This window comes from Luteibacter sp. NPDC031894 (assembly GCF_050273135.1).
Classification (GTDB): domain Bacteria; phylum Pseudomonadota; class Gammaproteobacteria; order Xanthomonadales; family Rhodanobacteraceae; genus Luteibacter.
The window spans coordinates 36,098-50,578 of record NZ_JBNNMV010000007.1 but is presented as its reverse complement, the minus strand read 5'-3'; the positions used below and the strand labels follow the sequence as shown (position 1 = coordinate 50,578).

Below are 14,481 nucleotides of genomic sequence, written 5' to 3'. Positions count from 1 at the left end.
GCTTGCACGAGCCCGTTTCAACGCCCTTTCGCCGGGACGCGCGACGCGTCCACGCCAAAGCGGACGATGACGCGCTGGCCCACGCGCGGCGCCTGCGAGCCCTCGAGGGCGAGCACGCACTCGGCGCTGCGACTGTTGGCACGGAGTTGGGGATCGTCTTCCAGGGAGGATGGTCCGACCACCGCACCGACACGTACCACGTGGGCTCGCAACGGCGTGGCGTCGGGCGATGCGTCGGCGGTGACCAGCGCCGGCATGCCGGGCCGCACGGCGTCAAGGTACGCCTCGCTCAGGTCGGCCCGCACTATCCGGGGCGCATTCGGCAGCAGCACGAACAAGGGGCCCGACTGCGGGGACACGTTGGCGCCAGGCTGCGCGGCCACGCGCAGCACGTCGGCGTCCGCGGGCGCGCGCAGGGTCAGTTGCGCCAGTGCCAGCCGTGCGCTGGCGAGCGTCTGCGCGGACGCCGCCACGCTCGCCCGAGCGGCACCGCGCTGCGCGGCCAATTCCGCGGCCGTCTCGCGCGCTTCGTCGGTGCCCGGACCGTCGCCGGCACCGGCGCGGTCGGCCTCGGCGAGGCGTCGCGCATGGGACGTCGCGGCGGCCAGCCTGATGTCGAGCAGGGAGAGTTGCGCCTGCGCCTGGTCGAGGCCGGCTTGCGCCGCGGCGATGGCGAGGTGCGCGGGTTGGGGATCGAGGGATGCGAGCGGTTGGCCACGCCGTACGTGCTCACCCTCGCGCACGTCCACCTCGCCAAGGATGCCCTCGCGCGGCATGGCCAGACGGAGCAGGCCACCTTCCACATCGATACGCCCGCGCGCCACCGCCGCATAGGAGGGTTGCGGCGCGGTGGCCGCGACGTCGTCCTGGCGAGTGCACGCGCCGAGCAGGAGGAGGGCCATGAGCATGGCGACGGCCGTGTACCGCAACGGAAAGGAAATCATGGGGAGGACTCTTCGCGGGATGCGGTCGACGTGGCCATTCGGCGGTCGCTCAGGATGTGGCCATCCTCCATGGCAAGTATCCGATCGGCGTGACCGATCAGGCGCGGATCGTGGCTGACGCACAGGACGGTGGTGCCATGGGTGCGCGCGATGCGATGCAGGATGTCGATGATCGTCTGGCCGCTGGCCGCGTCGAGCGCGCTGGTGGGCTCGTCGGCAAACAGCAGTTGCGGTTGCTTCGCCAGTGCACGGGCGATCGCCACGCGCTGCTTCTCGCCGCCGGACAGCTCGGCTGGTTTGAGTGTCATGCGTTGTGCCAGGCCCACTTCTTCGAGCGCGTGGGCGGCGTGCTCGTCCGCCACGCGCGCGGTCATGCCGAGATAGCGCAGGGGCAGCGCCACCTGCTCGCGCGCGGTCAGCGCGGGAAAAAGGTTGAAACCCTGGAACACGAAGCCGGTGTGCAGCAGGCGGAAGCGTTCCAGTGCGCCGCCATCCAGCGAGTGCAGGGCGCTGTCCAGCGCGAGCACGCGTCCGTCGTCAGGTTTCTGCAAGCCGCTGAGGATGGCGAGCAAGGTGCTCTTGCCGCAGCCTGAGGGACCGGCGATCAGCGTCAGTTCGCCCGCACGGATCGATAGCGAGAGGTCGTGCAGGACGCGCGTGGGTACCTTGCCCGAGACGAAGGACTTGCTCACGCCTTCCGCGCGCACGGTGACGTGGCCGGTCTTCATCGAAGGAGGCTCGCCGGGTCGGCCTGGCTCAGGCCGCGGAGCGCGGCGAGGCCGGACAAAGCCGCCAGGCCCATCACGAGTGCCGCGCAGGCGAGGACGACCGGAAGACTCAGCGCCACCGGTACATCTTGCGTCCGGGCGAGCGCGAGGAGCGCCGTACCGAGCACTCCCGCTCCGAGCAGCCCCGCGGCGCCGACCCAGAAGGCCTGCTCGAGCACCACACGGCGGAGTGCGCCGACGCTAACGCCGAGCGCGTTGAGCGTCGCATACTCACGTGCCGAGCCGGCCACTGCACCTGCCAGCGTCTGCCCGGTGATCGCCGCGCCCGCCAGGAAGACCGCGCCGGCGAGGAACAGCACACCGGCACCCGCGCCGGTATCGAGCATCCAATAGAGCGCCGAGCGGCGGGCGAAGGCCGTGGCCGTCCACGCCTCATAGGGTCCGAAGCCTCCGTTGTCCTTCAGGCGACGCGCCACCGCGTCGGCCATCGCCGGCTCGCGCAGGCGGGCGACGAGGTAGGTGGGCCATCCCGCGTCGGTGGCGTCGCTGTCGAGGCGCCGGGCGGTGGCGAGCGAAGTCACCACATTGACGCCGCCGAGTGCGCGCAAGCCGCTGCCGATGCCGACCACCCGCACGGTGTGGCCATTGATGGCGGCGGTCCCGCCGACAGCGACGCCGAGCTTGTCGATATCCGCGCGATCCACGACGACCGCGTCCGGCTCGTCGAGCCGTGCGCGCAGGTCGGGCGACAAGGCATGCGCGAACATCAAACCTTCGGGCCTCGGGTCAATGCCGGAGACGTACACCGATTCACTGCCGCTGTCGGCTGGGCCATGCCAGTCGCCGTCGAGCCGGATGAAGGGCTCGACACGAGCGATGGCCGGGTCCATCAGCAGCCGGCTTTCGATGTTCGGATCGATGGCCCGGCCAAGATCGACGCTACGCGTGCCCGGATAGCCGATCCACACGTCAGCCGCGGAGCCGGTGACGTCGACGCCGGCACTGCCGAAGATGCCGAGGACCAGCGCCGCCTGGAGCAGTTGCAGCAGGCCGGCAAAGCCGACCGCCACCACGGCGGAAAGGAAGCGCCGCCATTCGTGCAGCAGCGTCTTGCGCGCGAGGGCGACCATCAGCCCGGTTCCACGGGCAGCGGTGCGCCACCGAGGGCTTTGAAGAGCGCCACGAAGGCCAGTGCGTGGCTTTCCTTCGCCTGCACGAGCGCCACGGCGACCTGGTCATAGGCGATGTCGCTTTCCGACGCCTGCATGGGATCGGCGAGCCGGTATTCGGCGCGGCGCGCGACGATGCGGCTTGCTTCGTCCATGGCCGCCGCCGCGTCGGCGCACCGGTGTTCGTACTCCGCCTGTCGGCTGAGCCGGCCAAGGGAGGTTTCGACCTCGGCGACCCCCTGCAGCACCGCCTGCCGGTACGCCAGCGCGCTTGCCTCCAGCTCGTGTTCCTTGGCATCCGCCCGGGCCGCGCGCATGCCCCAGTCAAACAGGGGAATGTCGATGATGGGTCCGACCGAAGCGAGCGTATGGCCGTCCGTGCGCGGACCCTGTTGCAGGCTGGTGGACCATGCGAGCGAACCCCCGAGCGCCACGTTCGGGTAACGCTCGGCCTTCGCCAGCCCCGCTTCGCCGGCGGCACGCAACACGTCGGCCTGCGCACGCAGGATCTCCGGGCGGGAACGAAGCAGGTCGGCGGGTGCCGTATCAAGGCGCCAGGCACCGAGCGACGGCATTGGCGCTGCCTGGAACCATGCCGGGTCGGGCTCTGCCCGGCCTAGCAGGGTGGCCAGGCGCTCCGCGTTTTCGTCGATGGCATCGTGCGATTCGACCGGCGCCGCTTCCGCTTGCGCGAGCGCGGCCTCCGCGCGCCGCACGTCCGCTTCGTCCACGAGGCGCAGGCGCTCGCGCGTTCGAAGCATGCCGAGTTCGCGCGCCCGCGCGTCGCGAATCCGCTCCAGCCACTGCGTCTGCTGTTGCGCCGCGCGCAATGCGAGCCAGTCTCGCGTCACTTCCGCGACCAGCGACACGTTCGCCGCGCGCACGTCGGACGCGGCAGCATCCAACTCGCCGCGCGCCACGCGCTGCGCGGCACCGCGTCGGCCGAACAGATCGAGTTCCCACTGCGCATCGAAACCCGCGACGAAGAACGAGGCATTCGCATCGGGGTCGGGGATATCTTCCGTCCGGGCGCTTAACTGGGGCAGGAATCGTGCATCGGCCTCGCCGTGCAGCGCACGGGCGGCGCGGAGGCGCGCCATGGCTTCGCGAGGCAGCAGGCTATGGGCCAGCGCCTCGTCCACCAGCGCGTCGAGTGCGGGATCGTCGAACACATGCCACCATCCATGCAGGTCGGTGGGCGTGCCGGCATCGGCGACGTCGTGACGCCAATGATCCGGCGTCGGCGCGAGAAGGTCGGGCATGGGTGTGCTGGCACAGCCGGCGAACGCCGCGAGCGCGGTCAACAAGGGAACGGCAATCAGGTTACGCATGGCCGCCCCGAACCGCTCGCTATGTCTGGACCGGCGGCATTATCGGGAAAGTACCTTTCGCCACGGTTCCGATCGAGGAAGGATCGCCAATCACGCACCGCGTCGGCGCGCCGGCCCCTGCGGAAAAATCAGGATGCACGCCAGGATGAGGACCACGAGCACGGCCGAGGCCGTGTAACGACTGAAGGCGAGGCCGCCGTGGTCGAGCGGCTTGTCGAGCAAGTCGCCCACCACCGCACCGAGGGGACGGGTCAGCACGAAGGCCGCCCAGAACAGCAGCGTGCGGGACATGCGTGTCCAGAGGTACGCAATGGCGATGAGGGCCAGCAACCCAGCGAAGACCGCCGCGCCGCCGAGATAGCCGAGGCCCATGCTGTCCGCCGTCCAGTCGCCGAGCGCCGTGCCCAGCGTCTGCGAAAACATGATCGTGATCCAGTAGAAGACCTCGCTGTCTGGCGAACGGACGGAATCCACGGCGACCGTGCCGAGGACGCGATACCAGGTGAACAACGACGCAAGCAGCAGCACCAGCAGGATGCTCGAGCCGCCGGCGTATCCGATGCCGATCGAACGGTCGGCGAAGTCCGCCAGCGTGGTTCCGACCGTGGTGGTCGCGATGATGGTGGTCCAGTAGAGGAGCGGCCGGAAGCGGGCAGCACGAATCTGCATCGTCACGGCGACGGCGAATACCAGCGCGAAGATGCCGGTGCTGAGCAAGTAGCCGAGTTGCATCGACATCGACACCGCGTCGCCGCCGGTTTCGCCGAGCGTCGTGGCGAGGATCTTGACGATCCAGAAAGCCAGGGTGACCTCGGGTACCTTGCTTACGATTTCCTTTGCCTGCACCGGCCTTCGCCTCGCGGATGGTTTCCGCCACACTAAGGCGCTCGGCTTAGATCGCCCCTAGGCGCTGCGCAATAACTTGCGCGACTAGGGCAGCAGTCGCGCGGGGCCCAGGAGATCGGCTGTGATGCCCTGGTCCAGCAAGTGCCACGGCATCGGCCGGCCAAGGATCATCGAGGCACATGCTTCCGCCATGGCCGCACTGGTCTGGATGCCGTAGCCGCCTTGCGCAGCGAGCCAGAAGAAGCCTTGTGCGCCGGGTGCGAAACCGCCGACCAGGTCGCCATCGGGGACGAAGCTACGCAGCCCCGCCCACGTGCGCGCGGGCCGGCGGATCGTCATCGTGGTGGCTTCCTCGATGCGATGGATGCCGAGTGCGATGTCGAACTCTTCCGGTTGCACGTCGTGCGGATGCGTGGGATCGGCATTCGCGGCCGAACCGAGGAGCAGGCCGGCGTCGGGCTTGAAATAAAACGTCTCGTCGATGTCCACGACGAACGGCCATGCCGCGCTATCGATGCCTTCCGGTGCCGCGAAGGTGAAAGCGGAGCGACGCCGCGGTTCCAGGCCAATCGGAGCCACGCCTGCCATGGCGGCCAGGACATCGGCCCACGCCCCCGCGGCGTTCACGACGATGGGTGCCTGCCACGTCTCGTTGACGACCCACTCGCCGGCCTCGCGCCGGATCGATCGCACCTCGGTGTCCACGTGCAGTGCGACGCCGTTGGCCTTCGCGCCGCGAAGGAAGCCCTGGTGCAGTTCGTTGACGTCGATATCGGCGGAGTCCGGTTCGAAGAACGCGATGCGCGCCGCCTCCGGACGCAGCACGGGAACCAGGTCCATCACCGCGGAACCGCTCAGCAGCGTGAGCGCCGGGGTGAAGTGCCGCACGGCCTCGAACTCCTCGCGCACACGATCGGCCTGATCGGCGCTGCCGATCACGAGCGCGCTGCGCGGGTGCAGGATCGGATGTCCCGCGAAACCGGACGGGGGACGTTCGAGGAACGGGCGCGTGGCACGGCTCAACGCGCGGACCTGCGGCGAGCCATAGCTCTCGCTGAAATGCGCCGCGGAGCGCCCGGTCGTATGGAACCCGGCAAACGATTCACGCTCGAGCACGACGACGCGTGCATGCGGTGCGAGGAACCACGCCACCGACGCACCGGCAATGCCCGCGCCGACGACGATCACATCCGCGTGCTTCGTGCTCATGCCTTGTCCTTGGAGGATTGCGCCGCGACGACGCTGGTTGCCGCGAGGTCGGCGGTGACGTTGCCGAGCGTGGCGAGGGTGTCGGGCAGCGTGTCCACCGCCAGCATCAACCCCAGCGGACCGATGGGCAAACCCATCGCCTGCGCGACCGGCACATTGGTGGCGATGAAGGTCACCTGGCCCGGCAGGCCCACCGAGCCGAGACTGATCACTACTGCCAGCGCGGCGCCGGCGGCAAGCTGTGCGGCGCCGAGGTCGATGCCGAATGCCCAGGCAATGAAGCTGGCCGACACGATGTATTGCACCGGGCTGGTCAGGCGAAAAAGGGACACTGCCATCGGCAGCACCAGCGAGGTGATAGCGGTGGGATAGCCGAGCCGGCGGTCCGCGCTCTCGATCATCGCGGGCAACGACGCGAGCGACGACTGCGTGCTGGCGGCGACCACCTGCGCCGGCGCGATGGCCGAGGCGAAGCGGACGAAAGGCTCGCGGCCCCATACGCGCGCCACGACGAGCATCAGGGCGGTGACCATCAGGTACACGATGCATTCCACCAGCACGTAGACGCCGAGGGCGCCGAGCATGTGCAGCCCGGCGCGTGCGCAGACGGAGAGGATGAGGGCGAAGACGCCGAAGGGCGCGAGCAGCAGCACCCAGCGCACGACCACGATCATCGCGTCGGCGATCGCGCGGAAGAATTCCACGGCCAGCGCCCGCCGTTCCGCTCCGATGCGGGTCAACGCGAAGCCGAGGAACATCGCGAACACCACCAGCGGTAGCATCGCACTCTGCGCCGCGGCCATGACCGCGTTCGTCGGCACGATGCCGGCGAGCCAGTCGGACCAGCCGATGGGCGAGGTGGCCGGGAGGTTGCCGGTGGCGGCGCCTAGTGCGTTCCGCAGGGAATCGCTGCGCGGGAAGAGCAGGAACAGCTCCGGCGCGGCGATGGCCGCGACGGCGGCGCCCAGGGCGAGCAGGACGAGAAACACCACGATGGCGCGGCGAGCGATGCGCCCTGACGCGGCGGCATCCGTGGCGGTGTTGGCGCCGACGACGACGAGGGACAGCACCAGGGGCACGACCGTCATCTGCAGGGCGCTGAGCCAGAGCTTGCCCAGTGGCTGCACTGCATCGGCCACGCGAACGGCGGCGTCCGGTGTCCAGTGGGCGAGGGCGATGCCAGCCGCCGCGCCGAGCGCCAGGCCGAGGAGGATGCGTTGGGTGGCGGTCATGGGGCCGGCAGGTTCCAGGCTTCGCGCAGGCGCGCGTACTCGTTCTTGGGCAGCAGCACGAAGACCGGCTTCTTGCTGGGGTCGAGCCAGCCGAGCAAGCGCTCCATCGTGGTGTCGGTCATGGCGGTGCAGCCGGCGGTCGACGTCGTGGGTGTTTTCCAAAGGTGGGCGAAGATGCAACTCCCCGCGCCCTTGCGGCCGTCCGGGTTGTGCTCGATGACGAAGCCGATGCGATACGCATGGTCGCCGTTGAAATGCAGGTCGCGGCGCATCGGCTCGGTGGCACCCGCGACAGCCTTCTCGCCGACCGTGTCCGCATCGACGATACGGTTGTAGTACGGCGATCCGTCCACGTCCACGCAGTAGTCGGACGCGGTGAGGCCACGGTAGGGAAGGGCGGTGGGATTGCTGTCCGCATAACCAAAGGCGGGGCCGACACGAAAGACACCGGCGGGGCTGCGGCCATCGCCTTCCTTCTTCACCGGTCCATCGTGCTCCGGCGGATTGAGGCCGACGCCCCAGGCACTGCCGTGCTTGCCGACGGTCACGTCCGCGGCCGGCCCTTCCTGCTTCCAGTGCGCGCCGTCGCGCACGTAGGCGCGCAGGGTACCGTGGTCGACGTCCCAGCCGTCCGTGGTCACGACGATCATCTGCCGCGAGACCGACCAGGCGGCGGGTGTCTCGAAGGCACCGGCGGGAACGATCGCCATGACGGCGGCGAGGCCGAAGAGACGGGCGAGGAGGCTGGGCGACGGCATGGATGGCGCTCCGGTCAGGGTTCGAGCATCTGATGAATGCGGTCGAGGTTTTCCACGAGGCGGGCGTGACGCGCCTCGTCGCCCTCGCAGAGGTGCACGAACACGGTGTCGAGCAACTGTTGCACGCTGGACTGGTAGATCAGGGACTGCACGTAGGATGCATCGTCATGGGCCGCGACCGCGAGCGAGAGATCGGAGAGCGCGCGCAACGGGTTCGACGTATGCCGCGTCACGGTGACCACCCGGCCCCGATGCTCACGGAAATAGCGGGCAAGCTTCACCAGGGCGGGATGCTTCCCGTGCTCCGAGAACACGACAAGGATGTCGCCCGGCGCGGACATCGCCACCTGCGCGGCCATCCGTCCCACGTCCACGTGGCGTATCGCGACGATGCCCAGCAGCGACAGCCGCATGGCGAAGCCCCGCGCATGCAGTTCGTCCTCGCCCACGCCGATGAGGAACACCTTGCCGGCCGCGTCGAGCGCGGCGACGAGTTCGTCCATCGTCCCGGGCTCGTTGAGGAGACGGGTCGCTTCCTCGGCCCGCGCCTTGCGCTGCCAGAGCGCCGCGCCCAGCGTGTCGCCGCCCTCCGCCTCGTTGGGCGGCGCGGTATCGCCGTCCGTGTCCTCGGTGCGGACGATCGCCTCGCCCACGGAGTACTTGAGGTCCGGATAGCCGCGAAAGCCGAGTTTCTGGGTGAACTTCACCACGCTGGACTGGCTGATGCCCAGCGCATTCGCGAGCTGCTGCGACGAGTAGTCGCGCAGCAGGTGGGCGTTCTCGAGGATGAAGTCGGCGATGCGCCGTTCCACCGCCGACATGCGGTCGCGCTCGGAACGGATCTTCACCAGGGGCGACATGGCTGTTCCTTCAGAGGGGTTCGAGGCCGCGGATCTCGCGGATGCCGAGTCCGGGGGCGTCGCTGATGGAGATCTCCGATTCGTTGAAGTTCACGCCGCCGTCGACCGGGTCGTACGCACTGAGCGACGGTCCGTCGAGGTCTACCTTCGTGATGACGTCGGACTTGGCCACCGCCACGTGCACCGCGGCTGCCACGCTGATGCTGGATTCCAGCATGCAGCCGATCATGCACTCGATGCCGTAGAGCCCGGCGATGTCGGCGATGCGGATGGCGTTGGAGATGCCGCCCGTCTTCATCAGCTTGATGTTGATGATGTCGGCGGCACGCATGCGGATGAGGTCCATCACCTCCGCCGGCCCGAAGACGCTCTCGTCGGCCATGATCGGCGTGTGCACGCGCTCGGTGACGTAGCGCATGCCTTCGAGGTCGCGGGCCTTCACCGGCTGTTCCACCAGCTCGAGGCGCACGCCCGCGTCTTCCAGCGCGTGCAGCGCGTACACGGCTTCCTTGGCCGTCCAGCCCTGGTTCGCGTCCAGCCGCAGCAGGGCGCGGTCTTCCACGGCGGCGTAGATGGCACGGACGCGCTCGATGTCAACGCCGATGTCCTTGCCCACCTTGATCTTGAGGGACTCGAAGCCCCTTTCCACCGCCGCGACCGAGTCGGCCACCATCTTGTCGATATAGTCGACGCTGATCGTGATGTCGGTGGTGATGACCGGATCGCCGCCGCCGAGCAGCTTGTACAGGGGCGCGTTGTAGAGCTGGCCCCATAGGTCGTAGACGGCGATCTCCACCGCCGCCTTCGCGCTGGTGTTCTTCTCCATCGTGCCCTGGATCAGCTTCGTGATCCGGTTGAGGTCGGCGATGTCCTGGCCGATGAGGCGCGGTGCGATGTAGTGGCGGATGGCGTCGACGATGGAGCCGTGCGTGTCGCCCGTGATGACCGCGGTGGCCGGTGCCTCGCCATAGCCCACGCGGCCATCGTCGGTGTGCACCATCACCACGATGTCTTCGACCTTGTCGACGGTACGCAGTGCCGTCTTGAACGGGGTCTTCAGCGGCACACGGAGCATGCCGAAGCGGATGTCGGTGATTTTCATGGAGCCTCTTGGGCGAATTAGCGGATGCGGACGATGCTGGTCATGATGTCGACGAACGTCTTGTCGCGACTGGACATCATCGGCAGGAGCGGCGTGACCGACACTTCGTTGAGCTTGATCCGGCGCAGGCTGCCGTCGGCTTGCCGGTAGCTCATGCCTCCGACGTCATGGATGACATAGGGCTGGCCGTCGATCTTGCCGATGACCATCATCACGTGGCCCGGGATGTAAACGAGGTCGCCTACCTCCAGCGCCAGCGCGGCCTTCTCGCGCGCCTCGTGGGTGTCCTTGTCGCTGTACACGGTATGGGTGAGGCCGGGGCTGATGCTCTGGTCGCGCGTGTTGCGCGGCATCTGCACGCCCATGCTGCGATAGACGTCGGAGACGAAGCCGCTGCAGTCGCGGCCGTTGTACGCGTGCCCCCAACCGTAGCGTTCGCCCAGGAACTTGAAGGCCTGGCGCACGATGTTCGCGCGGGTGAGCGGCAGGTAGTCCGCGGAGGAATCCTGGTTGCGCTGGAGCAGGGCGGGCTGGAAGGCGAGTGTGCCCTTCGCGTCGCGTACCGGCAGGCTCAGCACCCACGACGCATACGGGCTCTGCCCGTTCACCGGTTGGTCCGGCGGCAGGGACGTGTCCAGCGGCACGCGCGTGCCCATGTCGAGCTGCAATTCGGAGACGGCGGGCGCCTCGGGTGTGTAAACCGTGAGTGGCTTGGCACCCGTGATGACGCGGTAGGGCGCGGCATCGGCATGGGCGAACACCTTGGCCGCGTCGCCGTAAGCGACGTCGTCGGCGTGTAACCACGCCGCGTAGCGCGGACTCACCACGAACACCCACTTGCCGTCCTTGCTGGTATGCACCGTGACCAGCGGATCGCCCGGGAACAGCGTGCTCTCCTGGAAACGGTCGATGTCGGTGTCGTCGGCGTGGCTGAATACGCGCAGGTCGGTGGGGTAGCCGCGCAGCGCGCTGCGCCGGACGGCCATGCCGTACCGGGGCGTCACCTGGGCCGGAATGGCGCCGATCGCCGCGTTTGCCATCACGCCGTCGATCGCCGCGCTCGCCACCGGCTTGCCGTGCACATCGAAGAGCTGTTTCGTGGGCTTGCTGGTCAGCTTCTCGATCCAGCCCTTCACCTGGTCGCGCGGCAGCGCGGACGGCAGGTGGCGGATGTCGTGCATGGACGGGTCGAGCCGGGCGACGCGCTCATTGATAGCCGCGATGGCGTCCCGATCCAGCACCGGCTTGTCGGCGTCGGTGAGCCGACCCACCCAGAACTCGGGCGTGAGCTGCGCGTCGGATACACCGAGTATCCCGGATGGCGGTACCGCCATGTCGGCGGCCAGGGCAGGCGTGCCGCCCGTCGCAAGCGCGAGAAGGGCCGCGAGCAGGGTGGGGCGAAGCAGGTTCATAGCGAGTTCCTTGTCAGGAGGCCAGCGCCGAAAGCACCGCGGCGACGACGAGACCGAATCCAGTCCCGAGGATATATCCGAGCAGCGCGAGCAGGATGCCGACCGGTACCAGCGAGCGTGAATACGTGGCGGCCAGCACCGGCGTCGCCGCCACGCCACCGATATGGGCGAGCGAGGAAATGCCGCAGAGGTACAGGTCGAAGTGGAAGATCCTCGCCGCGATGCACAGGAGCACGGCATGGATCGCGATGACGGTGACCCCGGCGAGCAGGTAGAGCGGCGCCGCGGCAATGCCGGCGAAGCTGCTCTGCGAGGCGAGTACCGCGACCACGCAGATCAACAGGGCGCTCGACACCGCCTGCGCGCCCGGGAGCCGTGCCAGCCGAGTGTGGGCAGCAACGAGGCCCGCGATGGTCGCGATGAGGATGGTCCAGGTCGTCGGTGAAACCATGCTGCCGACCGGCATCCGTGCGCCGAGCACCGCAGAGAGGGTCGAGACGAGCACGGCAAGTCCGAGCCAGAGCAGCACGCTGTCGCCGGTGGCGGGGATCCGTGCTGCCGACTCGGCGACGTTCATGTCGGCGCTGGACGCCGCGCGCGTCCAGCGATTGAAGGCCGGCGCCAGGCGCGCCACGGCGAACAGCACCACCACCCACATCGAGTAGCAGAGGGCGTCGGTGAGCAGGGTGGTCGCCAGCGACGTGTCGGACATGCCGATCGCCTGCTTCACGGCGATCATGTTCGCCGTGCCGCCCATCCAGCTGCCGGACAGCGAGGCGAGCGGCATCCAGCCGGTGCCCGGCATCCAGTGCCGGTACAGCAGGAAAGTGACGATGAACGCGGTGAACAGGCTGATGGAGGTGCAGACGAAGACGCCGAGCACGCGCGGACCCAGGGCGAGGATGGCCCGCAGGTCGCAATTGATCATCAGCAGGAAGAGCAGCGCCGGGACCATCCGCGCCACGAGCGTCGTCTGGGCGAGATGGATCTCGGGTGTCGCGGACCAGAACCCTGCGACGGAGAGCGCCGTGACCGTGAGGTACGTGAGGACGATGGGAGGAAGGATGTCGAAGGCCTTCCAGGCAAAGCGCCTTTCGATCGCCGGCCAGAACCCCGCCGCAAGCAGCATCACGGCCAGATAAGGCCAAACCGACTGGATCACGCGTCCCTCTCCCCGGGTGGTGTCACGACGGTCGTCAGGAATATCTATTCCTAACGAAGTAGCCCGAAGCATAAATTATTGACCGCGCTTTGCAAGCATGTTACACACCCATCACAGCACGTCCACCCACCACGGTTGCATCGGGGATACCGAACGGTGAAAGCGGCTACACGAAACGCGACGATTCGCTCCGCGCTGGCGGCGTGCCTGTTGGCATCGCTACCGGTCGCCATCGTCCATGCCGCTGCCACGCAGGCCGGCTCGGCGTCGACGGCAATGACGGCGCGAGGTACCGGTGGCCTGGTGGAAGCCGACCCTGTCGGCGATGCCCCGTCGAAGCAGATAGACGCGGGCCACTTCAAGGACGCCGAAGCCGCCATCGCGAAAGCGCTCGCACAACCCGGCCTGACCGCCGCGCAACGCAATACCCTCGCATTCCAGCGCGAACGCATGCGCCGCATCCTCATCGACTTCACGCTCGATGCCGAATCGGTGAAGGCGCGCCTGCGCAAGCAGATTCCCGACCTCACCGATGCGGAGTTCGCGCAGTGGGATGCGGCGGGCCTGCTCGAAAAGCAGGTGATCGACGGCCGTACGCTCTATTTCAACCGTTCACCCGGCAACCTCTTCCGCATCAGCGCCGAGGCGCGGGCACGCCGCAAGGTGCAGACGCCGTTTGCCGATGGCCCGAACGAAGTGCTCAACGATCACCATCGCGCCGTGCGCGATGCCGCGCTGGCCAGCCACGGCAGCAGCGTCCTTCCGCGGCGCGAAAGCGTGACGCAGGTGCTCACCGTGAAGGCCGACGCCGTTCCCGCCGGCGAAACCGTGCGTGCGTGGATTCCGTATCCACGGGCGATCAAGGGGCAGCAGGAAGACATCCGCCTCGTTGCCAGCGAGCCCGCCGGCGCGAAGCTGGCACCGGAGGCAACGCTTCAACGCACCGCCTATCTCGAGAAGAAGGCCGTGGCGGGGAAGGCGACCGAATTTTCGATCACCTACGAGTTGACGCTCTACGCCCGCTACGTGGACATCGACCCGGCGAAGGTGACGCGCGCGCCGATCACGCCCGAGCTGGCGCCTTTCGTGGCCGAGCGTGCGCCGCATGTCGTGTTCACCGATGCGATGCGCGCCTATTCGAAACGCGCGGTGGGCAACGAAACCAACCCGTACCGTATCGCGCAGAAACTGTTCGCCGCCGTGGACACGATCCCGTGGGCGGGTGCGCGCGAATACTCCACCATCGCGAATATCGGCGATTACACGCTGCACGCGGGCCACGGCGATTGCGGCGAGCAGACCCTGCTTCTGATCACGCTGCTGCGGCTCAACGGCATTCCGGCCCGCTGGCAGTCTGGCTGGATCTTCTCCGATGGCAAGTACAACAACATCCACGACTGGGGCCAGGTCTACCTTGCCCCGTACGGATGGGTACCGATGGACGTGACCTTCGGCCGCCTGGCGGCCGGGGCGAACGCAAAGCCGGGCGACGACACGCTCGAGTGGTTCTACCTCGGCGGCCTGGACGCCTACCGCATCGCCTTCAACGACGACTACTCGCGGCCGTTCGTGCCAGCGAAGACCTTCTTCCGCTCGGAGACGGTCGACTCGCAACGCGGCGAAGTCGAATGGAAGGGCGGCAACCTGTACTTCGACCAGTGGGATTACGACTTCCGTTGGCATCGTGTCGACTCGCCGGAAGAGGCCGGCGGCACGAAGCACTGACGG

The 14,481-nt window shown here is 68.1% G+C and carries 13 protein-coding genes; 1 reads left to right on the top strand and 12 read right to left on the bottom strand.

The features are described from left to right. Positions 1-17: 17 nt before the first annotated feature. The 12 genes from ACQKIE_RS16490 to ACQKIE_RS16435 form a co-directional block, all read right to left on the bottom strand. Positions 18-944: an efflux RND transporter periplasmic adaptor subunit gene (locus ACQKIE_RS16490; RefSeq protein ID WP_427461100.1), complete on the bottom strand. Its 927-nt coding sequence runs from the start codon at positions 942-944 to the stop codon at positions 18-20. Further along, complete coding sequence (locus ACQKIE_RS16485) at positions 941-1,672, bottom strand: ABC transporter ATP-binding protein (protein WP_427461098.1); 732 nt, start codon at positions 1,670-1,672, stop codon at positions 941-943. The genes ACQKIE_RS16490 and ACQKIE_RS16485 overlap by 4 nt, the downstream gene beginning before the upstream one ends. Continuing rightward, complete coding sequence (locus ACQKIE_RS16480; RefSeq protein WP_427461095.1) at positions 1,669-2,802, bottom strand: ABC transporter permease; 1,134 nt, start codon at positions 2,800-2,802, stop codon at positions 1,669-1,671. Before ACQKIE_RS16480 ends, ACQKIE_RS16485 begins: the two co-directional genes overlap by 4 nt. Further along, complete coding sequence (locus tag ACQKIE_RS16475; protein ID WP_427461093.1) at positions 2,802-4,172, bottom strand: TolC family protein; 1,371 nt, start codon at positions 4,170-4,172, stop codon at positions 2,802-2,804. The genes ACQKIE_RS16480 and ACQKIE_RS16475 overlap by 1 nt, the downstream gene beginning before the upstream one ends. Before the next feature lie 90 nt (positions 4,173-4,262). Beyond that, entirely contained in the window at positions 4,263-5,018 is a 756-nt protein-coding gene (locus tag ACQKIE_RS16470) for a hypothetical protein (protein ID WP_427461091.1), read from the bottom strand. A gap of 84 nt (positions 5,019-5,102) precedes the next feature. Then, a complete protein-coding gene (locus ACQKIE_RS16465; RefSeq protein WP_427461089.1) occupies positions 5,103-6,227 on the bottom strand; it encodes an NAD(P)/FAD-dependent oxidoreductase in 1,125 nt (374 codons plus the stop codon). Further along, positions 6,224-7,459 carry a dicarboxylate/amino acid:cation symporter gene (locus ACQKIE_RS16460; protein ID WP_427461087.1) on the bottom strand — a complete coding sequence of 412 codons (1,236 nt, stop codon included), beginning with the start codon at positions 7,457-7,459 and terminating at the stop codon, positions 6,224-6,226. The genes ACQKIE_RS16465 and ACQKIE_RS16460 overlap by 4 nt, the downstream gene beginning before the upstream one ends. Next, entirely contained in the window at positions 7,456-8,217 is a 762-nt protein-coding gene (locus ACQKIE_RS16455; protein WP_427461085.1) for a L,D-transpeptidase family protein, read from the bottom strand. Before ACQKIE_RS16455 ends, ACQKIE_RS16460 begins: the two co-directional genes overlap by 4 nt. A 14-nt stretch (positions 8,218-8,231) precedes the next feature. Beyond that, positions 8,232-9,077 carry a MurR/RpiR family transcriptional regulator gene (locus ACQKIE_RS16450; RefSeq protein WP_427461083.1) on the bottom strand — a complete coding sequence of 282 codons (846 nt, stop codon included), beginning with the start codon at positions 9,075-9,077 and terminating at the stop codon, positions 8,232-8,234. 10 nt (positions 9,078-9,087) lie between these two features. Then, the gene (locus ACQKIE_RS16445) at positions 9,088-10,179 is read right to left on the bottom strand and encodes a dipeptide epimerase (RefSeq protein WP_427461081.1); all 1,092 of its coding nucleotides are present in this window, start codon (positions 10,177-10,179) and stop codon (positions 9,088-9,090) included. Positions 10,180-10,196: 17 nt separating this feature from the next. Then, positions 10,197-11,591, bottom strand: a complete 1,395-nt coding sequence (locus ACQKIE_RS16440; RefSeq protein WP_427461079.1) for an SH3 domain-containing protein — start codon at positions 11,589-11,591, stop codon at positions 10,197-10,199. 13 nt (positions 11,592-11,604) lie between these two features. After that, positions 11,605-12,753: a DUF819 domain-containing protein gene (locus ACQKIE_RS16435; protein ID WP_427461077.1), complete on the bottom strand. Its 1,149-nt coding sequence runs from the start codon at positions 12,751-12,753 to the stop codon at positions 11,605-11,607. A gap of 156 nt (positions 12,754-12,909) precedes the next feature. Here ACQKIE_RS16435 and ACQKIE_RS16430 point away from each other — a divergent pair, with 156 nt between their 5' ends. Further along, a complete protein-coding gene (locus ACQKIE_RS16430) occupies positions 12,910-14,478 on the top strand; it encodes a transglutaminase-like domain-containing protein (RefSeq protein WP_427461074.1) in 1,569 nt (522 codons plus the stop codon). Positions 14,479-14,481 lie beyond the last annotated feature (3 nt).